The organism is Rouxiella sp. Mn2063, from assembly GCF_049319665.1.
In the GTDB taxonomy this organism is placed as follows: domain Bacteria; phylum Pseudomonadota; class Gammaproteobacteria; order Enterobacterales; family Enterobacteriaceae; genus JBMOUD01.
Genome location: NZ_JBMOUD010000001.1, coordinates 353,159 through 374,703 on the forward strand (window position 1 = coordinate 353,159; position 21,545 = coordinate 374,703).

Consider the following 21,545-nt stretch of genomic DNA (forward strand, 5'->3'; position numbering starts at 1 on the left):
GGTGAACATAGCATTTTGGTTCGGCTGGCCAGTATCAGTAGGGATATTGTGAATCGAGAAAGATTGAAAAGTGAGCGAATCTTCCTTTCTGCGCTCACCAGTCAAACCGATAGACTACTGGGTAACAACGACACAATAGGGATGCAGGCAGTGAAAGCCGTTTATTTTGCCGCTCCGCCGTAAGGTACATCCTGATGTCCGTAGCGACGTACTCTTAAATTAGCCTGTTCAGCATGTCCAACAAACCCTTCCATCAGACACAAACGCGAGCAGTGTGCCCCGATCATCGCTGATGCTTCATCGGTCAAGATTCTTTGATAAGTACATGTTTTTAAAAACTTACCAACCCACAATCCCCCTGTGTATCGGGCTGCCTTATTGGTTGGAAGCGTATGGTTGGTGCCGATAACTTTGTCGCCGTATGCCACATTAGTCCGCGGGCCGATAAATAAGGCGCCGAAGTTTTGTAGGTTTTGCAGGAAGTAGTCGTCATCAGACGTCATGATCTGTACATGTTCAGAGGCATAAAAATCTGACATGCGTGCCATTTCTGCATGATTTTCACACAGAATAATTTCGCCGTGGTTTGTCCACGCCTGGCGCGCAATAGCAGCCGTTGGCAAAATGTCGAGAATGCGTTCAATTTGCTTTAGCGTGTCTTCGGCAAGGCGGCGGGAATGAGTAATCATCACCGCGGGCGAATCTATTCCGTGTTCAGCCTGGCCGAGAAGGTCTGTCGCACACATTTCCCCGTCCACTGTTTCATCAGCAATGAGCAGTGTTTCAGTAGGGCCAGCAAAGAGATCGATGCCTACTCTACCGAATAGCTGGCGCTTGGCTTCAGCAACATAGGCGTTGCCCGGACCGACAATAATATCCACAGGATCAATAGATTCTGTGCCCAGAGCCATCGCGGCCACCGCCTGAATGCCTCCGAGGGAATAAATCTCGTCAGCCCCACCTAAATGTTGAGCAGCAATGATGTAGGGTGCAAGCGCTTGCTTGTAAGGAGGGGCCGCCGACGCAATCCGCTGCACGTTAGCGGATTTGGCTGTCACGATAGACATATGCGCTGAAGCAAGAAGTGGGTATTTTCCACCGGGTACATAGCAGCCCGCAGCAGATATCGGAATGTGCTTATGCCCTAAAATGACGCCAGGCAGGGTTTCAACTTCAAGATCCCGCATTGTCGAACGTTGTGCATCAGCAAAGTTACGCACTTGGGCCTGAGCAAACAAAATGTCGTTATACTCAACTTCGGTAAGAACACTCATGCATTTTTCGATTTCGGCAGGACTAACAAGAAAAGTATCCCGCTCCCAGTTATCAAAGCGCAGGGAGAGTTCTCGGACTGCTTTATCCCCACGCTTTTCAATATCCAGGAGAATATCTGAAACGTTATCTTTCAGTTGTTTATTATCAGCCTGTGCTTTTCCGCTGATGACAGCGCGTTTGATCCATTCAGCCATTTTCAACCTCATCATTGTTTCACTCATGCTTGAGTGTTACCGAGTAATGAGTCAAAAATAGAGGTTCAAAAACACGAAAGAAATTTCTCAAATTAAATATTTTTAGACGCACTGTGACGCACAAATGTATATGCACGCCTATTTAGTGGCTAGAACCTTACGCCAGGCGCTGCTGTCGTATTACGTATAATCAACTCAGTTGGAAATATCTTCTTCTCAACCTCAGCGTTCTTACCTAATGCGATGTGAGCCAACAACAGTTGTGCTGCATAGATCCCTTTCTCGATTGTCGGTTGTCTGACTGTAGTCAGTGCGAACTCTCGCGCTTCGGGCACATCATCAAACCCGACGACAGAAAGCTGATTCGGCACTGTTAAAGAACGCTTTCTTGCAATCGATAGACATGAAAGGGCCATCACATCCGAGGTGGCGACTACGCCGGTGATTGAGGAATTCTCCAAAAGCTTTTCGCTGGCCTTTTCCCCCGCAGCGCGGTCAAATCCACCTGCTTCATAAATAATCAGGGAGCTGGCGTCTATTCCGGCCTGACCGGCTGCTTCGATATAACCGAGTACTCTTTTGCGGGCAATCATCTCGTTAGAACGTTCAATACGCTCAAGCGTCACCGGTCCTTCATAGTTGTCCGGTATAAGACGCTCAACGAGTATGCCAATACGAGTATGGCCCAGTGAAATGAGGTGGTTGATTTGTGCCTTCGCGGCTTCTTTGTCGTCGATACCAACGTAGCTGAGATTGGGGATGAAAGGGGAATCAATAATAACAACCGGGATTTGTTGCTGGACGATAGTCTGAATAGCCGGATGATCATCAGGCAAGGTCGAGACCAATAATCCGTCAATCAATCCCCGCATAGGCATAACAGTTGGAAACTGAGCATCCTCACGCAGGGATTTATTATTCATAGGTATCAGCGTGAGGGCAACGTTTGAAAGGTCATTAACGCTGGTGATCCCTTTAAGAAGTGACATGACCCATGGATCGCCGAACGCATATGAGAGGCTGTCCATCACAATCAGCCCAATTGCGCCGACTCGACCTGAGCGGAGACTTCTGCCACGTGCGTCAGGCCCAGCGTAGCCAAGGCGCTTTGCTACGGCAAACACGTGCTCACGCATTTCTTGTGAAATTTTAGGCGACCCGGTGTACGCGTAGGAAACAGCAGGCTGTGATACGCCAGCCTCTCTGGCAACATCCTTCATTGATACCATGTGATACCTGCTTCTCCTAAGTCATTTAAAATAATCATTTATGCAAACTCATCATAAGTGATCCCACTAACATTTTCCCTTCGGTCACTCGGCCAACAAGGTGCGCCAGTTCACATCATAAGAAAATACTATAACGTATTTGTCTGCACCACGTTGACATGACGCCAACTCTGCGATTACTTTTTTAATCAGGTTATACGTATAACTTGATTGATAAATTAAATCGAAAAGGAAGGAAGCATGCCAAAAGTTCTGTACCTGTATGGTGGCTGGCCGGGTCACTTTCCCTATGAAATTGCGGCGTGGGCTAGAGGTCTGTACGACGAATTGTCGTTTGATGTGGAGGAGAGCACAGATATTTTTACCTTAGATCGCGATCTAAAAGCTTACGACCTTATCGTGATCGGTTGGAACAATGCCGTTACCACCGAAACACTTACTGCTTCTCAGGAAATGCACCTTCTCGACGCCATTGAGTCAGGGACGGGATTGGTTGGATGGCACGGCGCAGGCGCTGCTTTCCGTTCAAGCCTGCGTTATCACATGCTACTCGGCGGTTCATTCCTCGAGCATCCTACCGGTGAAGGCTTTCCTCACCCTTATACGGTAAATATCACGGATAACGATCATCCGGTAAGTGACGGAGTGAACAGTTTCCCTGTCGCTTCCGAGCAGTACTACATGGAAACCTCACCGGGTATCCATGTTCTTGCCGAAACGACATTTGACGGTAATCCAATGCCGTGGCTCAAAGGGCAAAAGAGTCCGGTTGCCTGGGTACGTCAGTGGGGGGAGGGCCGAGTGTTCTATCACTCTATTGGTCATGATACCAGCAACCTCCAGGACCCAAATATTCGCAAGTTAACCAAACAAGGTTTGGCATGGGCTTGTCGCCAGACTCAACTCGGTAAATGAAGGAAAAAACAATGACGAAATTAACGGGTAGTCAGATAGTCGCTCAAACGTTGAAGAATTATGGCGTGGAATATGTGGCTGGTATTCCGGGGCACGGTATTTGGACACTGACCGATGCTTTTCTGGAGGAAGATTCCAAACTTAAATTTATTCAGGTATTCCACGAACAGAGTGCCGTGCACCTGGCAGATGGTTACTATCGTGTTTCTGGTAAACCAATGGTAGCGGTGACTTCAATCGGGGCGGGTGCCAGTAATACAGTCATTGGCATGGCGACGGCTTTTACTGATTCCACCAGCGTGATGTTGATCACCGGCGGGCCACCGACGCACATGCGTGGACACGGGCTGTTGCAGGAGCTGGAACGTTATACCGATAACGACTTCCCCAAAATTGCTGAAGCCGTCAGTAAGCGTCATTGGGTTGCCACTCGCGTAGAAGAAATGCCATTCATCATGCATCGTGCATGGAGCTCCATGGCAACAGGGCGTCCAGGTCCCGTACACATTGAGATCCCAATGGATGTTCAGGCGGAAGCTGCCGACGTTGAATTGCATGCTGTCGAAGAGCGCTTACCCATTGGCAGAGTATTCCCGGATCCAGAGGCTATCTCTGCGGCGGTTGCACTGCTAAAAGAAGCTAAACGACCGGTCATGGTTATTGGTGGCGGTGTGATTACCGGCGAAGCCTGGGGAGAGGTTTATAACCTCGCAGAAGCATTACAGATCCCGGTGGTCACTACCTGGAATGGTAAGAGTGGTTTCCCGGAGGATCACCCATTGTTTGCTGGAAGCGTGGGTCAGACAGGGACCATCTGCGGTAACTCAATCGCTGCTAATGCCGATGTGATCATCGCAGTAGGCTGCCGCTTTACCGACTGGTCATCATCGAGCTATGCAAAGGGGGTAACTTTCTCTATACCGCCATCGCGCCTGATTCATATCGATATTGACCCACATGAAATTGGTAAAAACTATCCAGTGACCGTGGGAATTGTTTCCGATGCTCGCCATGCGCTGGATCATATTCTTAAAGCTCTGGAGGGGGAAACCGTCGAGCGTACTGAATATATGCTGGTGCTCAAACAATTGCAGAATGAATGGGAAGCAAAACTCGCCCAGCGCCGTGATTCAGAACGCTTCCCGTTCACATCACAGCGACCGCTGGGTGCACTGCGCAAAGTATTCCCGCGTGACACTATTGTCGTCGTTGGGTCCGGTAATACTCAAGGGGCGGTTAAACAGACTTTCCCTGTTTATCAGCCGCGTACGCATCTAACGTCGGGTGGTTTCTCGTCAATGGGCTGGGCGGTCCCTGCGGCTATTGGTGCCAAACTCGCTGCACCTAACCAACCCGTAGTCTGTATCTTAGGCGATGGGGACTTCTTGATGACGTCTCAGGAAATCGCGATTTGTAAGACCAACGGCATTCCTGTTGTGTTCCTGATCCAGAACAATGCCGGTTACATGTCTATTCGTGGCGGGCAGCGTAAACAGACCAGTCGCCATATCGGGACGGAATTCACGACGCCAGATGGCAAAGCATACTCACCCGATTACAAAGCGATGGGCGAATCCTTTGGTCTTAAATCATGGCGTGTAGAGCGTCCTGAAGATCTCGAGCCAATCCTTCAGCAGGCGCTGGAACTTAACGAGCCTGTGCTGATAGAAATTCCTACCGATCGCGATGCAGCAGGTCCGTTTGTTCCTGGCTGGTGGGATTTCCCAATTCCAGAATACATCACTGATGAACGTCAGGATGAGTACAAGGTTTTGCGTCAGTCAGAGCAGCATCTGTAAGGAACATTCATGAACACCATTAAAATATCCTCACCACAGCTGAATAAATCTGTGCGGGATGACCCGCACACGATTGACACTGTCGAACCGGATTCGGCAGGCAATATTGAGTGTGATGTCGTGATAATAGGGTCTGGAATGGGAGGCTCAACCTTTGCTCACGGTATTAAGGATAAGAACCTGAAAGTAGTGATTGTTGAACGCGGTGATTTCCTGCCGCGTGAAAACGATAATTGGGATGTGAATGCGGTATTTGGCAGTGATAAATACCGCAACGCTGAATCATGGTTTGATCGGGATTACAACCCGTTCAAACCGGGCGTGTTCTATTACGTCGGCGGTAACACTAAATTTTATGGTGCGATGCTCCCACGCTGGCGTGAGGAAGACTTTCAGGATCTGGTGCACCGTGATGGTCTGTCACCAAAGTGGCCGGTCAGCTATGCAGAGTTGGAACCGTATTACTGTCAGGCCGAGGAACTGTTCAAGGTTCATGGTAACGCGGGTACCGACCCGGTAGAACCTTGGCGTTCAAAGGACTACCAATGGAAAGGGTTGAAACATGATCGTGCGCTACGTGGCTTGGTCAGGAGTATGAAAAAACAGGGCCTTAAACCATTTTCAATGCCGGCTGCGGTTGATTACGGCGATGGACGCCCCTGCATACTCTGCGCAACCTGCGACGGTTACCCCTGTATGATTGATGCAAAAAATGATGCTGAGGTCAGTGCGTTACGTCCTGCCGTGATCGCCGGTAGCGTCCGCCTGCTGGTGAAAACGCGTATTGACCGCCTCATTACAGATAAAGCCGGCAAACATGTTGTGGAAGCCGTGGGTACCCGTAATGGCGAAACGGTACGCATTAAAGCTAAGCGCTTTGTTTTGGCATGTGGTGCAGTAAATACTTCTGCACTGTTGCTTAAGTCGGCCAACGATATGCACCCAACTGGATTGGGGAACAGTTCCGATCAGTTAGGGCGAAATTACATGGTGCATAACAGCACCTTCATGATTGCTGTCAATCCATTGAAGCGCAATGACGTTAGTTTCCAAAAAACGATCGCTTTCAATGACTGGTATCTCAAATCTGCCGGCAATGCGTACCCACTGGGAAATGTGCAGATGCTCGGGAAAATCAGAAAGCCAATGATTACCGGTATGAAAAAATGGGTACCTGGTTTTATCGCCCAATATCTCACTGACCATAGTGTTGATCTTTATATTACTTCTGAAGATTTACCTACACAGGAAAATAGAGTTATTTACGACAAAGAAAAAGATGCAATAAATATTCACTGGACGCCAAATAACCTGCAAACGCACAAGGAGCTTGTTGCTAAAACAAAACAAGTACTCAAGCGCTCAGGATATCCGATTATTTTAACCGAGCGGATGGGGATCGCGACGAATTCCCATATGTGCGGCACGGCGGTAATGGGGAGCGATAAAAAGAAAAGCGTCGTCGATGTGAATTGCAAAATGCATGATTTGGATAACGTGTGGATTGTTGACAGTTCAACATTTGTATCCTCAGCAGCGCTGAATCCTGCCCTTACAATAGCCGCTAATGCGCTACGGGTGTCAGAGCAGTTCTGAAATTAAGCATCAACTAACAGAACGAGGAAAGAACATGGGTCGTGATAATTCACTTGTCACGCCACGGGTTCGTATGGCCCGAATGGCGACATTTGTAGGTTTCATGTTAATCGGTGCGATGATGTATATCTGGTCGACGAGCGTATCTGCTTTTCGGAGCAATATGGGGCTGGAGGGGGCACAAGGCGATGTGAGTTTTGGCATGATTGCTTTAGGAATTGGTATTGGCGCCGCCGTCGGTTCTATTGCAATTGGGAAATTCATTGATATTTTTGGCCCTAAAAAGGTTATTACGTTCACCGTAGTTCTTTATCCGATCTCCATGATTGCGCTGGCATATGTCACGCATTATTGGTTTTCCTTCGCAATCTGTTTAGCGTTGGGATTATTACGCGGTGCCAGCGATACGGCGTTAAATACACATGGCCTACAAGTGGAGCGTTTTTACCAGCGCTCCATAATGTCTGCATTTCACGCCAGCTATTCTCTCGGTGGATTTATTTTTGGAATGTTGTGCAGTTATTTGGTGGGACTCTATCCGCAGAGTGCGACGGTATCTTTTACGGTGAGTGGCGTAATTCTTTTGGCTATCAGTATTTTTATTTCTCGTTTCTTGCTTGATAAGTCAGAAATAGTGACTGAAATTACCCTTCAACCAGGGAATGACAATCACCATCGCTCACCACTTAGTATGTCTGTCATCGTGATCATGGCCGGGTTTGGGATGCTTCTTCTCTGTTCTATGATGGGGGAGAATGCTATCGGCGACTGGGGACAGGAATATCTTCGGCGTGAAGTAGGCACCAGTGTTTCTATCGCTGGATTTGCCATTAGCCTATTTATTGGCGCACAGTTTGTTGGACGTGTTTTCGGTGACTATATTGCCGAAAAAATTGGCGCAATAAAGGTTGTGTCTATTTGCGGTGTGCTATCCGTTTTGGGTTTAACACTCATTTCATACTCTTCACAAAGTACGCTTGTCATCACCGGTTACGCGCTATTTGGGCTTGGATTATCCTGTGTCGCGCCACTGATGATCTCAAATGCCGGGCGTAAAGATCCGGCAAATACTGGGCGTAATATTGGTATTGTTAATGGAATTGGCTATACGGGGATGCTGGTATTTCCCGCTATTCTCTCATTCGTAGTACACCAATTTGGCCTTTCAAATCTGTTTGTCTTCCCTCTGGGACTATTGATCATTTTCACTGTTTTCTCGCCGATGGTTATGCGAGTTAAATCAATGAACTAGATTTGTCCGGCACAGCAAGATCAAGAGGGGGTTTCACCCAATGGCCATGACTCAAACAGGTAGCCATCAAAGTTAATATCATCGACATCTGAAAATTCCAGCAGGCGATTTTTGACGTTTTCCAGATGTTGCCACATGGCGTGTTTGGCGGCTTTGGCGTCTTTTTTAATCAGCGCGGCGAGGATCTGTTTATGGTCAATTAACCACTGCTGACGATAGTGGCTGTCTTCGAGGTGGCTGTGTAGCTGGCCCCACATTGGGTTGTTCTCACGCCACTGCCAGGATTGCTTAAAGAGCTCGACCAGCATGCTATTATGGGTCGCTTCAGCGATCGCCAGGTGAAACAGCATATCGCCGCTCTCTTTGGCATTGGCGTCATTGGCCGCCAGCTCGGTCTCTTCAATCTCCAACGCGCGGCGCATTTTAATAATGTCTTCGCGGGTGGTTTGCAGCGCGGCAAATTCGGCAATGTTGCTTTCTAATAATTGTCGCGCCTGTAACAGCTCAAACGGACCGGCATCATTAGCTTGTTTGTTCACTGCGCGGGTCGAGATTTCTGCTGGCGTATTAATCACAAAGATCCCAGCCCCGCGTTTTACCTCAACCAAACCTTCAAGCTCGAGCATGATCAACGCTTCACGCACTACGGTACGTGACATCGTCAACATCTCGGCAATTTCCCGCTCCGGCGGTAATCGCTCGCCAACGGCATACTGCTGCTGAGCGATCATCTCACGCAACTGCATGCCGACTTCTTGATAAGGCCGCTGTGGATTGCTTGCTGGTTTCATGCTGTGAAATACCGGGTCAAAAGGCAGATTGGGCAGACTATAACATAGCCAACCCTGCCAATCATTATTGGTTGACCAATTTAACCGCCTGGCGGGTGATTTCACCGATTTGCTGCCATTCGCCTTGACGTACCAGCTCGGGTTTCACCATCCATGAACCACCACAGGCAATGACTCGCGGGATGGCTAAAAACGCCTGGATATTATTCACATCAATACCGCCGGTAGGCATCAATTGAATCTGAGTATAAGGTGCGAGCAGCGCTTTAATCATATCAATGCCGCCAGAGGCGACCGCCGGGAAGAATTTCAGCGTGGTTAATCCCATCTCCAATGCCGCTTCAATCGCCATCGGATTATTGACGCCGGGGATAATAGGAATATCGCGCTGCTGGCAGGCTTTTACCGTATTGGGATTAAACCCCGGTGAGACGATAAAGGACGCGCCTGCTGCCTGCGCAGCGTCAAGCTGCTCGGCGTTAAGTACGGTGCCTGCACCAATTAACATATCAGGCTGGGCTTGACGTAATAAACGGATCGCCTGTGCTGCCGCATCGGAACGGAAGGTGATTTCCGCTACCGGCAGGCCGTTATCACACAGTGCTTTGCCGAGCGGAATAATATCTTCGGCACGATCGACGGCAATCACCGGCACGATTTTCAACTGCTTAAGTTGTGCAATCAGCGTTGCTTCAATACTTTTTGTCATCAGGATTTTCTCTTTGGTTGTATTTTCAATACTACGCATAAATGCTGAAGCTGTCGGTCACGGTTTGCGTCGCCTCTCGCGGCACAATCGCCCCTTTATGTTGAATCACCACGCCAGCCAGTTGATGCCCCATTTTTGCCGCCTGTTCGCCGCCGTGACCGGATAAGAACCCGGCTAAAAATCCGGCGTTAAATGCATCGCCCGCCGAGGTGGTATCAACGACGTTGGCGACAGGTTGAGTTGGGATCAACAATGGCGCAGCGGGTTGAGTAAAGTCTTGCCACCAACATCCTTGAGCACCGGCTTTCACCACCGCTTTTTTTACCCCCGCTTGCTGTAAACGCCGCAAGGTCGCGGCAATATTGCCATCGCCCCACAGGCGTTGCTCGTCATCGTCGGTGACGAGTGCCAGTGAAGTCACCGCCAGCAGACGTTGATAACAGTGGCGAGTCTGCTCGGCAGAGTCCCACAGGGCGGGGCGATAATTACTATCAAAGATAATCAGCTTACCTTGTTCAGCTAGCATTTCTAACAGGCTCATCAAGGATAGACGGTCCGCAGCGGGCAAAATAGCCAAACTAATGCCGCTGACATAGATGACATCTACCGCCTGCAACGCGTGTGCAATACGTGAAAACTCGGGGTGCTGTAACAACCAGCGGGCGGCAGAGTCTTTACGCCAGTAAAGAAAAGATCGTTCACCCCGTGCGTCGAGTTGAATCATATATAAGCCTGGCTGGTGCAGCTCATCGCGTAATACTAGCTGGGTATTGATACCTTCTTGTTGCCAGCGGTTAATCATCCCTTCACTGAGTGAGTCGACCCCCATTGCGCTGACAAAATGAACGGACATCTGCTGCCTGACCGCGCGCGCCAGATAGACCGCGCTATTGAGCACATCACCGCCGAAGGTTTGCTGCATGACACCAAACGGCGTGCCGCTAAGCTCAATCATACATTCGCCGATCAACGCTATCTGCTGCATGTTGCCGCCCCTTGAATCTGGAAATAACGCTGGGCATTGTTAAAGCAAATATCTTGTACCATCTGGCCGAGTAACTCGCGGTCATTCGGGATTTCACCTTCTTCGGCCCACTGACCGAGCAGATTGCACAGAATACGGCGGAAATATTCGTGGCGCGTATAAGAGAGGAAGCTGCGTGAATCGGTCAACATGCCCACGAACTGGCTGAGCAGGCTCATTTGCGATAGCTGGGTTAATTGGCGCAACATGCCATCTTTTTGATCATTGAACCACCAGCCAGAACCAAACTGTACTTTGCCTGCTATGCCTGGAGCTTGGAAATTACCCACCATGCTCGCGAGGACTTCGTTATCCCGCGGGTTGAGGCAATAAAGAATCGTTTTGGGCAGCTCATTGGTGACATCCATGCTGTCTAGCAGGCGGGAAAGCGGCCAGGCGAGCGGATTATCGCCAATAGAATCAAACCCGCTATCGGCCCCAAGCTGGCGGAACAGCCGGGTATTGTTATTACGGATTGCGCCAATATGTAGCTGCATTACCCAACCAAGGCGGGCATATTGCCGCCCCAGCCAGACCAGCACGGCGGTGGTGAATTGCGCGATCTCGCTGTCATCAAGCGGGACGCCAGCCAAACGTTTTTTCAGAATCGCATCCAACTGCTTATCATCTGGCACCGGCGCATAGCGCAGCGTTTCAATGCCATGATCTGCCGCCCGGCAGCCGTGGGCAGCAAAGTGATCCAAACGCTGGCTTAATGCATCGCGTAAATCATCAAAGCGCTCGATGGTAATATCCGTGACCTGGCCGAGTTTATGTAGATAATCAACAAAGCCATCTAGCTCTATTTTAAACGCTTTATCTGGACGCCAGCTCGGCGCGACCTCGATATCGATACTGCTATCGGTGGCAATCTGGTGGTGATATTCCAGCGAGTCAATCGGGTCATCAGTCGTCCCGACAAAACGCACGTTCATTTGGCGCATAATACCGCGTGCCGAAAATGCAGGTGTGGCGAGTTGTTCGTTGCACTGCTGCCAGATTTTCTCCGCCGTATCGGGGCTAAACAACGTATTGGTGATGCCGAACGGGCGGCGCAATTCAAGGTGCGTCCAGTGATAGAGCGGATTACCCAAGGTTTTTGGCACCGTTTTGGCCCAAGCCAAATATTTATCATAATCCGAGGTACTTTTGCCGGTAATCAGCGCTTCTTCCACACCAACCGCCCGCAGCGCGCGCCATTTATAGTGATCGCCTTCTAGCCAGATTTGCGTCAGGTTTTCGAATCGGCGGTCTTGGGCAATATCCTGCGGATTAAGGTGGCAGTGATAATCATAAATTGGCATGGCGGCAGCAAAATCGTGGTACAGCGCGCGGCCTGTCGCATTACGCAGTAAAAAATCTTCATTCATAAATGGGGTCATTACTGTTCTCCTCCGGTGCTCAACATTGATTTCTTTGGTGCTCAACATCGTTTCCACCGCTAGTCACAACGCTTCTACTGCGGCTCGCGCACCGATTTGGCATAAGCGCTGATAAATCGTGGTCAGTTGATCGACAAAGCTCTGGCAGGCCAGCAGGTCGCGGCAAAAGATCTCGTCAATGGCCAGCAGGGCGTAAACGCGCTGTGCGGGCTCGTCGTATTGCTGATGGATCTGCTGATAACGACTCAGCAGCGGGTCGACTACTTCAATAGGCTGGCCTTGTTCATCCACGCCGCTGACATAGCGCATCCATCCTGCGACGCCTAACACTAAATGACGATAATCGGTGCCGTTGGCGAGATGGCTGCGGATTGAATCGAGCAGCCGCTGCGGCAGTTTTTGGCTGCCGTCCATCGCAATCTGCCAGGTACGATGTTTTAACGATGGATTTTCAAAACGGCTAATCAACTGTTGGGCATAATGCTGAAGATCGGTGCCTTGCGGCATTGACAGCGTCGGTGCCTGTTCATCAAGCATCAGCGCTAACGCTGCGCGGCGATAAGCCGGGTTACTCATGGTATCGGCGATGGTGTCATAGCCGCCCAAATAGCCCAGGTAGGCCAGAAACGAATGGCTGCCGTTGAGCATGCGCAGTTTCATGGCTTCAAATGGCGCAACGTCGGCAACAAACTGTGCGCCCACGTTGTCCCAATCCGGGCGGCCATTGGCAAAGTTATCTTCAATCACCCATTGGCGGAAGGGTTCACAGGCAATCGCACAAGGGTCATAAACGCCGAGCTGTCCGGCAATCTGTTGCAGGGTGTCTTCGGTGACAGCAGGCACAATGCGATCAACCATCGTTGCAGGGAAGGTGACATGCTGGCGAATCCACTCGGCGAGCGTGGCATCTCGTGCACTGGCGAGCCCCAACACGGCGGCCTGCGCCACCTTGCCATTGTTGTGCAGGTTATCGCAGGACAGTACGCTAAAGGCACTTAACCCGCGCTGACGGCGGCGGTGTAAAGCTTCAACAAGGTAGCCCATTGCAGATTTTGGCTGCTGCGGGTGCCGCAGGTCGTTTTCAATCAGCGGGCTATGCTTATCAAGCTCGCCGTGGCTAATGCAATAACCTTTCTCAGTCAGCGTCAGAGAAACAATCGCGGTTTCTGGACGTGCTAAGGCCTCGATAATCGCCTCACAGCCATCAAATTCCGGGTGCAGCGCTTGCTTTACTGAACCGATAACTTTTAACTCTGTATCGGTTGCGCCGCGTTCTGCCACGGTATAAAGCAACGCTTGTGCGTTGAGTTGGGCAATCAGTTTCGCGCTGTTACCCGGCATAATACTGACTTCACAAATCCCCCAATCGCTGTCGCTAGATTCCAGTAAATGGTGGGTGAACAACGCCTGGTGAGCACGGTGAAATGCCCCGCAGCCCAGATGGACAATGCGCGCAACCAGCCGCGATGACTGCCACGCAGGACGGGCAACCGTAAGCGGGCCGGTGGCGAGATTGTTATCCATAATTGACTCCTTTTGCGTGGCAGCCTATCGGGCAGATTATTTGCCTGACGGCAGGCGATGATTAAAGAAAGCGCGATTAACCGCTAACTCGACGCCTCGTACTTCGGCCAGACCTTTCAGGCGGCCAATCGCTGAATAACCGGGGTTGGTTTTCTTTTTCAGATCATCCAACATTTGATGTCCGTGGTCTGGACGCATTGGGATAGGATCTTCTTGACCGGCAGTGCGACGACGGTGTTCTTCGCTGGCAATGGCTTTCACCACCTCGTACATATCCACATCGCCATATAAATGCGCAGCTTCATGGAAGGTTTTTGGATTCTCTTCACGTAGCGTCGAGCGTAAATGCGTGAAGTAAATCCGTGGGCCAAACTGCTCAATCATATTGACCAAATCGTTATCGGCCCGTACGCCGTAAGAACCGGTGCACATGGTAAAACCGTTAGCACTACTGCTGACCTCATCAACCATCCATTGCATATCTTCAATGGTAGAGACAATGCGCGGCAGACCAAGAATAGGGCGCGGAGGATCGTCCGGGTGCACCGCCATACGAATGCCCACTTCTTCGGCGACCGGAATAATGCCACGCAAGAAATAAGAAAAATGTTCGCGTAATCGCGCTTTATCTATTCCGTCATAACGAGCCAGCTGTGCGTGGAATTGTTCGAGCGTATAGCCTTCTTCTGCACCCGGCAGGCCGGCGATAATATTGCCAATCAGGCGCGCTTTATCATCGTCAGACATGGCGGCAAAATAGTGCTGCGCTTGCTCTACTTCCTCAGCGGTATAATCTTTTTGCGCACCGTGGCGTTGCAGTAGGTGGATATCAAAAGCGGCAAAGGCGATTTGGTCAAAACGCAGCGCCTTTGAACCATCCGCCAGCTCGTATTCCAGATCGGTACGCGTCCAATCGAGGATTGGCATAAAGTTGTAGCAGATAGTGTAAATGCCGCAGGCGGCGAGGTTGCGTAGAGTCTGCTGGTAATTTTTGATCCACAAATCGTACTGCCCGCTGTGGGTTTTTATCTCTTCATGAATCGGCACACTTTCAACCACTGACCAGACCAGACCGGCGGCTGCAATCATCTCTTTGCGCTTAACGATCTCCTCAATCGGCCAGACTTCGCCGTTGGGAATATGGTGTAACGCCGTGACCACGCCGGTTGCTCCAGCCTGACGAACATCCGCCAGACTGACCGGATCGTTTGGTCCATACCAACGCCAGGTTTGCTTCATCGTCATCTCTCCTTCTATGGTTGCGGGCCAACTATTGCTGATTGGCGACATCCCTGCCTGAATGGTCTGCCTATCACGCCATGAGATAAATGGTTGACCACTATATGATTATCGGCCCAGCCGTGAGCTGACAAGGCCTATCCTGTCGGCTAGATTCGGCCTGCATTGGTCACAAGTCAATCTGAATAGCAAAATTGGTTAACCAAATCACGAATTGGGTAAAAAGTGGATAACCTATTTTAGAAGCATGACTGCGATCAATTTTTTACCCATTTGACCTCTTCACACTAGCCACTCATCACCATTAACAGTGTTATCGAAAATCTAATGCTGTTTCCTAAAACCTATTTTTAATAAAAACCAATGATGGCCAAACAAGATGTGCGGAGAAGTCTTGCCACTCAATATTGAATTTGGTCAACCAATTTACTGTTGATTCATTTCTCGTGGTAGGCCATCAGGTCTGAGAAATAAGCACGCTGCTGACATGAGGCTTTCTGCATGAAGATGACCAAATTGAGATGGTGGATTATTGCGCTGGTTTGTCTGGGAACCATCGTCAACTACCTGTCCCGCAGTTCATTGAGCGTGGCGGCACCCGCGATGATGAAAGAGCTGCATTTCAATGAACAGCAATATTCCTGGGTGGTCAGTGCCTTCCAATTTTGCTACACCATCGCACAGCCGATTACCGGCTACCTGTTGGATGTGGTGGGGTTGAAAATTGGTTTCGCGATTTTTGCGCTGCTATGGTCGCTGGTCAACATGGCGCATGCTTTGGCCGGCGGCTGGATAAGTTTGGCATTCTTGCGCGGGTTAATGGGGCTGACCGAAGCCTCGGCTATTCCGGCGGGTATTAAAGCCAGCGCCGAATGGTTCCCGACCAAAGAGCGCGGTATTGCCGGTGGACTGTTTAATATTGGCACCTCGATTGGGGCGATGTTAGCGCCGCCGCTGGTGGTATGGTCGATGCTGACCTTCGCCGACAGCGGCATGGGCACTGAGATGGCTTTTGTGATTACCGGGGCTATCGGCGTGCTGTTCTCAATCACCTGGTTCCTGATTTATCGTTCGCCAAATAAACACCCGTGGATCACCCCGAAAGAGCTGCGTTATATCGAGGAGGGGCAAGAGAGTTATCTGCAAGCCGATGACAAGAAGCCGGCGGTGAAACAGATCATGAAACAGCGTAATTTTTGGGGGCTGGCACTGGCACGTTTTCTGGCCGACCCTGCGTGGGGCACGCTGAGTTTCTGGATGCCGTTGTATCTGATTAACGTCATGCATCTGCCGCTTAAAGAGATTGCTATGTTCGCCTGGCTGCCTTTTTTAGCCGCCGATTTTGGCTGTCTGGCCGGGGGGTTCTTAGCCAAATTCTTTATGGAAAAGCTCAATATGACTACCATCAACGCCCGTCGAGCCAGCTTTACTATTGGCGCGGTGCTGATGATTTCGATTGGCTTTGTCAGCATTACCACTAATCCCTATATTGCGATTGCCTTAATGAGCATCGGCGGTTTTGCCCACCAGACTTTATCGACGGTGGTCATTACCATGTCGGCTGACTTGTTTAAGAAAAACGAAGTGGCAACGGTGGCCGGATTAGCCGGTTCTGCGGCCTGGCTAGGACAATTAACCTTTAACCTGTTTATGGGCGCGCTGGTGACCATTATTGGCTACGGCCCGTTCTTTATTGCGCTGAGCCTGTTCGATATCGTCGGCGCAATTTTGCTGTGGGTACTGATTGTTGATCCACAAAAGAGTGATCCACAACAAAGGCATCAACCGCCGGTTACCCAGTCACTCAATAGCAACGCCTGAACCTAGGCGGGCATCGTCCACACCGCATCACGCACGTTGATCGCTCTGGGCAGTAATCCCAGAGCGTAAAACCGGTCGGCAATACTCTGTTGCTCACGTATTACCTGTAAATCCATCACCCGCGTCGCATGGTCGCGGCGTGACAACGCCTGTTCCAGCGAGCTTGATGGCAGGCCAAGTTCGCTGGCCAGAAAGCGCGCGGCTTCAGCCGGTTGGCTGGCAATAAAGCGGCCGGTCAGTTGCAGCGTTTGCATCATGTCTTGCAGTAAATCGCCGGACTGTTCGGCAAAGCGGCGCTGTGCCAGATAAAACTGCTGATTGAGCACCAGGTGCGTGCCATCGGCTATCACTCGCAGCGTGCCGGAACGCTCGGCATCGCTGAGCAGCGGGTCCCACATCATCCAGGCATCGACGGCTTGATAATCGGTGGCGGCCAATGGGTACTTGGGTGGGGCATAAACCACTCGCACATCATTAAGCGTCAAGCCCTGTTCATCGAGCATCTGTACTAACAGGTAGTGAACATTGGACCCTTTATTGACCGCAATACGTTTACCGCGTAAATCTCCCGCGTGACGGATGGGGCTGTCGGTGGGGACCACCATTGCCACACTTTGCGGCGCAGGAGGTTCGTAGCCGATATAGACCAGCGAATTACCCTGTGCCTGAGCAAAGATCGGCGGTACTTCACCGGTGGTACCAAAATCAATCTCATCATTGTTGAGCGCATGCAGTAGCTGTGGCCCGGCGGGGAATTCACTCCACAAGATATTGATATTTTGCCCGGCAAAGCGCTGCTCCAGACTTTGTCGAGCTTTCAGCACGCCGAGGTTGCCGAATTTCTGATAACCAATACGCAGCTCCCGCTCTTGCCCGCGCACTGCGCCCGTTGGGCGTTCAAACGTAATGTTATTACGGCGGCGTGGTTTAATCAGTCCCAAATGCGCCAAATGGGTACGCAGCGTATTGCGGCTAATGCCCAGACGTTCCGCAGTTTGCAACTGATTACCCTCGTTGGCATCAAAGGCATTGCGCACCAACGCATTGACTACACGCTGATAGAGTTGTGGCGTCTCGCTTTGTAACTGTTGACGCATAAAATGTTCGATAGCGTCATCGGTGTTAATCCCGGATGCCAGAACGCCCTGATTAAAGGCCGAGGCATTAAAGCTCAACGGATTAAGCCTTAATTGCTGAGGTTCAATCACCTCGTCTTTGCTGAGCAGGACGGCGTTGTGCAGCGTGTTTTCCAGTTCACGAATATTACCCGGCCAGTGGTAGTCGAGCAGCGTTTGCAGCGTCTGTTCTGTCAGCCGCAGGCGAGGGCGCCCCAAACGGCGGGCATAAAGGCGTAAAAAGTGATTGGCCAGCACGGGAATATCATCCGGGCGCTGACGCAGTGGTGGCAAAGTTACTGCCGCGACGTTAAGACGATAATAGAGGTCTTCGCGAAACTGCTTCTCACGGATGGCATTGGCTAAATCAACATGGGTCGCTGCAATCACCCGTACATTGACCTTCAGCGCTTTGCGTGAGCCGACGCGGGTGATTTCCCGCTCTTGTAACACGCGCAGCAGCTTGACCTGTAACGGCAGGCTCAGCTCGCCAATCTCATCGAGTAATAAGGTGCCGCCTTCTGCCGCTTCAAACCAGCCTTGGTGAGTATGTGTCGCGCCGGTAAATGCCCCTTTTTCATGCCCGAACAGCTCAGCTTCGGCCAGACTGGCCGTTAGCGCGCCGCAGTTTACCGCCAAAAAGGGCTGCTGGTGCCGTTTGCTGTTGTGATGTAGATAGCGAGCAACCACCTCTTTGCCGGTACCTGTTTCGCCGACGATCAGCACCGTCGCATCGGTGGGGGCCAAGCGGTCTAATACGCTTTGAAACGCAATAGAAGCCGGATCGATTAAGGTCGGCTTATCAGATGCGTAGGGCTGTGGATTGTGCATATCGGCTCCAGGGTATTAACAGCGGCGGAGGAAAACTTTATCTCAGGCAACGGGCGAGGGCGAGAGGGGGAATTTGCTGCTTTGCTGCAAATGCAGCAGTAAAACAGCAACAGCTGTTGCCAATGCAGCAATTTTTTAGCAATTCAATAAATTCATCTCATTGATTTTTATCAACTTAATGCTTTTCGTATCTTGGCACGCATTCTGCAAATAGATTTATAACCAAAGCCTATCTTTCTATCAAAAAAAATCAGAATTGGTTATATAGGAAATGCATAATGAGTGAGTTAGTTAAAGATAAAATCAATGTCTTCTGGTTCCTGCCAACCCACGGCGATAGCCGCTATCTGGGTACTACCCACGGTGGTCGTCCGGTTGATTTACCTTATTTGCAGCAGGTGGCGCTGGCCGCTGACAATCTGGGTTATTACGGTGTACTGATCCCAACCGGAAAAAGCTGCGAAGACTCTTGGCTGGTGGCAGCAGCGTTAGCGCCGATCACTCGCCGTCTACGTTATCTGGTGGCGGTACGCCCGGGCTTGCAGCCGCCAAGCCTGGCGGCGCGTATGGCCGCAACGCTGGATCGCCTGTCAGAAGGGCGTCTGTTGATTAACGTCGTCACCGGTGGTGATCCGGTAGAGAACAAGGGCGACGGGATTTTCCTCTCTCATGCCGAGCGTTATAAGGTCACGCAAGAGTTTCTCGAGGTTTACCAGCGTCTGCTAAAAGGCGAGAAAGTCGATTTCGAGGGCGAACATATTCATGTGGAAGGGGCTGAACTGTTATTCCCGCCGGTGCAAGAAAACGGCCCACCGCTGTTTTTCGGCGGTTCATCGCCCGAGGCGATTGATATTGCCGCTAACCAGATTGATACCTACCTGACCTGGGGGGAACCGCTGGAGCAGGTCGCCGAGAAACTGGCGGTAGTACGCCAGCGCGCCGAACAACAAGGGCGCACGCTCAATTACGGTATTCGTCTGCATGTGATTGTCCGCGAAACCGAAGAAGAGGCCTGGGCGGCGGCCGACCGGCTGATTAGCCATCTCGATGAAGAGACTATCGCCGCCGCACAGAAAATCTTTGCACGAATGGACTCTACCGGCCAAAAACGCATGAGTGAATTGCACGGTGGCTCGCGCGACAGCTTACGTATTGGTCCTAATCTGTGGGCTGGCGTGGGGCTGGTTCGCGGCGGTGCAGGCACAGCGCTGGTGGGCAATCCGCAGCAAGTGGCCGAACGTATCCGCGAATATCAGGCGCTGGGTATCGACAACTTTATCTTCTCTGGCTACCCGCATCTGGAAGAAGCCCATCGCTTTGCTGAATTAGTGATGCCTTTGCTGCCATTGGCGCATCCAACGAATCAAGCGGCTCGCACGGTCAATACCGGACCATTTGGCGAAACCATCGGCGGCGATAAGCGCCCGAGCCCAAAGGCTAAGGACGCGTGATGGCAAAGCGTGAGCACATCATCATCATCGGCGGTGGTTTTAGCGGCACGGCGCTGGCGATTGCGTTGGCGCAGGCTGACGCGGATGTCACGGTGATTGATCCGCGCTCAGCGCCCGGCTATGGCGTGGCTTATTCCACTACCGAACCTGCGCACCGTATTAATGTTCCGGCGGAAAGAATGCAACTTTCTGGCGAGTCACAGGGCGATTTTGACCGCTGGTTCCGCGCCGGTGACGAATTGAATGCTGATCCGCACGCCTTGTGGCACGACGGCAAAGTGTATCCACAGCGCGGTGCCTTTGGCCGTTATGTTGAGCAGCGTTTCCATGAGGCCAGCCAATCAGGTCGGGCAACGCTGCGTCATCTGGCGGATAGCGTCATTAACATTCAACCTGATGCGCAGGGTGCCACGGTAACGACTCAAGGCGGCAAAACGTTATATGGCAGTTATGTGGTGCTGGCGGTCAGCCATCCGGCTCCCGCATTGCCGCGCCAAATTCCTGCCGCACTGGTGTCGCATCCGGCGTTGATTGGCAATCCGTGGCAGGCCAATGCCCTCGATAATATCGTCGCTGATGAACCGCTGGCGATTATCGGCACCGGCCTGACCATGGCTGATGTGGTTGCGGCATTACATCGTCGCGGCCATCGCGGACAGATTACCGCCTTCTCGCGTCACGGCTTGCTGCCGCGCTCAAATTTGGTGGGAGATTATCCGGCATGGAACGTGCCGGATGTTGGCTTCACTAGCGGAAAATGGTTACGGCAAATCCGCTTGGAAATCGCCCGCGCTGCCCAGTTACAGCAGCCGTGGCAAGTGGTGTTGGATGATATTCGCAGCAGTGGCCAGCGGATTTGGCAGGCATTAAGCGAAATAGAGCAGCGGCGTTTCCTGCGCCATTTGCGCGCCTATTGGGATGTGCATCGTTACCGCATCGCGCCGCAGGTCAGCACGTTGTTAGAGCAAAAGCGTGCCGATGGCAGCCTGCGGGTGATCGCCGCCCGTTTGCAGCAGGCCGAACAGCATGGCCGCGGGCTAGCGTTGACAATATTACCGCGCCACGCCAGCCAGGAAAATTGGCAAGTGCAGCGACTGATCGTGACCACCGGCCCGGCGCATGCGGGACTGATTGATAGCAATCCCGCGCTCAACGCGTTAGCCGAACAAGGAGCTTTGCGTGCCGATGCGTTGGGACTGGGATTAGAGGTGAATGAGCACAGTGAAGTTCTCGATAACCTCGGACGCGCTAATCCCCGGCTATTAGTTGCAGGCCCCGCCGCCCGCGGTCGTTTCGGGGAGTTAATGGGGCTACCTCAGGTCGCCGATCATGCACAGGCCGTAGCAGGGCGCATTTTGTCTGCACTGGCCGAACGATGTCGCCACTCACACTGAATCA

At 51.4% G+C, this 21,545-nt stretch carries 16 protein-coding genes; 7 read left to right on the forward strand and 9 right to left on the reverse strand.

Going from position 1 to position 21,545, the window contains the following annotated elements; translation table 11 throughout:
- Window positions 1-161: 161 nt before the first annotated feature.
- Window positions 162-1,469: a histidinol dehydrogenase gene (gene hisD, locus ACL9RG_RS01500; RefSeq protein ID WP_422790789.1), complete on the reverse strand. Its 1,308-nt coding sequence runs from the start codon at window positions 1,467-1,469 to the stop codon at window positions 162-164.
- A 149-nt stretch (window positions 1,470-1,618) separates the two neighbouring features.
- Window positions 1,619-2,698 (reverse strand): LacI family DNA-binding transcriptional regulator, encoded by a 1,080-nt coding sequence (locus tag ACL9RG_RS01505; RefSeq protein WP_422790790.1) that lies wholly within the window; start codon window positions 2,696-2,698, stop codon window positions 1,619-1,621.
- A 240-nt stretch (window positions 2,699-2,938) separates the two neighbouring features.
- On the opposite strand from ACL9RG_RS01505, the gene ACL9RG_RS01510 reads away from it, so the two are divergent.
- From ACL9RG_RS01510 to ACL9RG_RS01525, 4 genes are read left to right on the forward strand one after another with little or no spacing between them, the layout of a single operon-like run.
- The gene (locus ACL9RG_RS01510) at window positions 2,939-3,613 is read left to right on the forward strand and encodes a ThuA domain-containing protein (RefSeq protein WP_422790791.1); all 675 of its coding nucleotides are present in this window, start codon (window positions 2,939-2,941) and stop codon (window positions 3,611-3,613) included.
- Between the two features lie 11 nt (window positions 3,614-3,624).
- Window positions 3,625-5,412, forward strand: coding sequence for a thiamine pyrophosphate-binding protein (locus ACL9RG_RS01515; RefSeq protein WP_422790792.1), 1,788 nt, complete (start codon window positions 3,625-3,627; stop codon window positions 5,410-5,412).
- Between the two features lie 9 nt (window positions 5,413-5,421).
- Window positions 5,422-7,008: a GMC oxidoreductase gene (locus ACL9RG_RS01520; protein ID WP_422790793.1), complete on the forward strand. Its 1,587-nt coding sequence runs from the start codon at window positions 5,422-5,424 to the stop codon at window positions 7,006-7,008.
- Between the two features lie 34 nt (window positions 7,009-7,042).
- Window positions 7,043-8,260 carry an MFS transporter gene (locus ACL9RG_RS01525; RefSeq protein ID WP_422790794.1) on the forward strand — a complete coding sequence of 406 codons (1,218 nt, stop codon included), beginning with the start codon at window positions 7,043-7,045 and terminating at the stop codon, window positions 8,258-8,260.
- Window positions 8,261-8,280: 20 nt separating this feature from the next.
- On the opposite strand, the gene uxuR is transcribed toward ACL9RG_RS01525, so the two are convergent.
- The 6 genes from uxuR to uxuA all read right to left on the reverse strand — a co-directional run bounded on the left by uxuR (window position 8,281) and on the right by uxuA (window position 14,929).
- A complete protein-coding gene (uxuR, locus tag ACL9RG_RS01530) occupies window positions 8,281-9,051 on the reverse strand; it encodes a Uxu operon transcriptional regulator (RefSeq protein WP_422790795.1) in 771 nt (256 codons plus the stop codon).
- 64 nt (window positions 9,052-9,115) lie between these two features.
- On the reverse strand, window positions 9,116-9,760 hold the full coding sequence (locus ACL9RG_RS01535) for a bifunctional 4-hydroxy-2-oxoglutarate aldolase/2-dehydro-3-deoxy-phosphogluconate aldolase (protein ID WP_422790796.1): 645 nt from the start codon (window positions 9,758-9,760) through the stop codon (window positions 9,116-9,118).
- A 31-nt stretch (window positions 9,761-9,791) separates the two neighbouring features.
- Window positions 9,792-10,745 (reverse strand): sugar kinase, encoded by a 954-nt coding sequence (locus ACL9RG_RS01540; RefSeq protein ID WP_422790797.1) that lies wholly within the window; start codon window positions 10,743-10,745, stop codon window positions 9,792-9,794.
- The gene (gene uxaC / locus ACL9RG_RS01545) at window positions 10,733-12,166 is read right to left on the reverse strand and encodes a glucuronate isomerase (RefSeq protein ID WP_422790798.1); all 1,434 of its coding nucleotides are present in this window, start codon (window positions 12,164-12,166) and stop codon (window positions 10,733-10,735) included. The genes ACL9RG_RS01540 and uxaC overlap by 13 nt, the downstream gene beginning before the upstream one ends.
- Before the next feature lie 63 nt (window positions 12,167-12,229).
- The gene (locus ACL9RG_RS01550) at window positions 12,230-13,690 is read right to left on the reverse strand and encodes a fructuronate reductase (protein ID WP_422790799.1); all 1,461 of its coding nucleotides are present in this window, start codon (window positions 13,688-13,690) and stop codon (window positions 12,230-12,232) included.
- A 36-nt stretch (window positions 13,691-13,726) separates the two neighbouring features.
- The gene (uxuA, locus tag ACL9RG_RS01555) at window positions 13,727-14,929 is read right to left on the reverse strand and encodes a mannonate dehydratase (RefSeq protein ID WP_422790800.1); all 1,203 of its coding nucleotides are present in this window, start codon (window positions 14,927-14,929) and stop codon (window positions 13,727-13,729) included.
- A gap of 501 nt (window positions 14,930-15,430) precedes the next feature.
- On the opposite strand from uxuA, the gene ACL9RG_RS01560 reads away from it, so the two are divergent.
- Entirely contained in the window at window positions 15,431-16,750 is a 1,320-nt protein-coding gene (locus ACL9RG_RS01560; RefSeq protein WP_422790801.1) for an MFS transporter, read from the forward strand.
- A gap of 2 nt (window positions 16,751-16,752) precedes the next feature.
- Here the strand turns inward: ACL9RG_RS01560 and ACL9RG_RS01565 are convergent, their stop codons facing one another.
- Window positions 16,753-18,696, reverse strand: a complete 1,944-nt coding sequence (locus tag ACL9RG_RS01565) for an aliphatic sulfonate ABC transporter substrate-binding protein (RefSeq protein WP_422790802.1) — start codon at window positions 18,694-18,696, stop codon at window positions 16,753-16,755.
- A 278-nt stretch (window positions 18,697-18,974) separates the two neighbouring features.
- On the opposite strand from ACL9RG_RS01565, the gene ssuD reads away from it, so the two are divergent.
- Complete coding sequence (gene ssuD, locus ACL9RG_RS01570) at window positions 18,975-20,147, forward strand: FMNH2-dependent alkanesulfonate monooxygenase (protein ID WP_422790803.1); 1,173 nt, start codon at window positions 18,975-18,977, stop codon at window positions 20,145-20,147.
- Window positions 20,147-21,541, forward strand: a complete 1,395-nt coding sequence (locus tag ACL9RG_RS01575; RefSeq protein WP_422790804.1) for an FAD/NAD(P)-binding protein — start codon at window positions 20,147-20,149, stop codon at window positions 21,539-21,541. The genes ssuD and ACL9RG_RS01575 overlap by 1 nt, the downstream gene beginning before the upstream one ends.
- The last annotated feature ends 4 nt before the right edge of the window (window positions 21,542-21,545 follow it).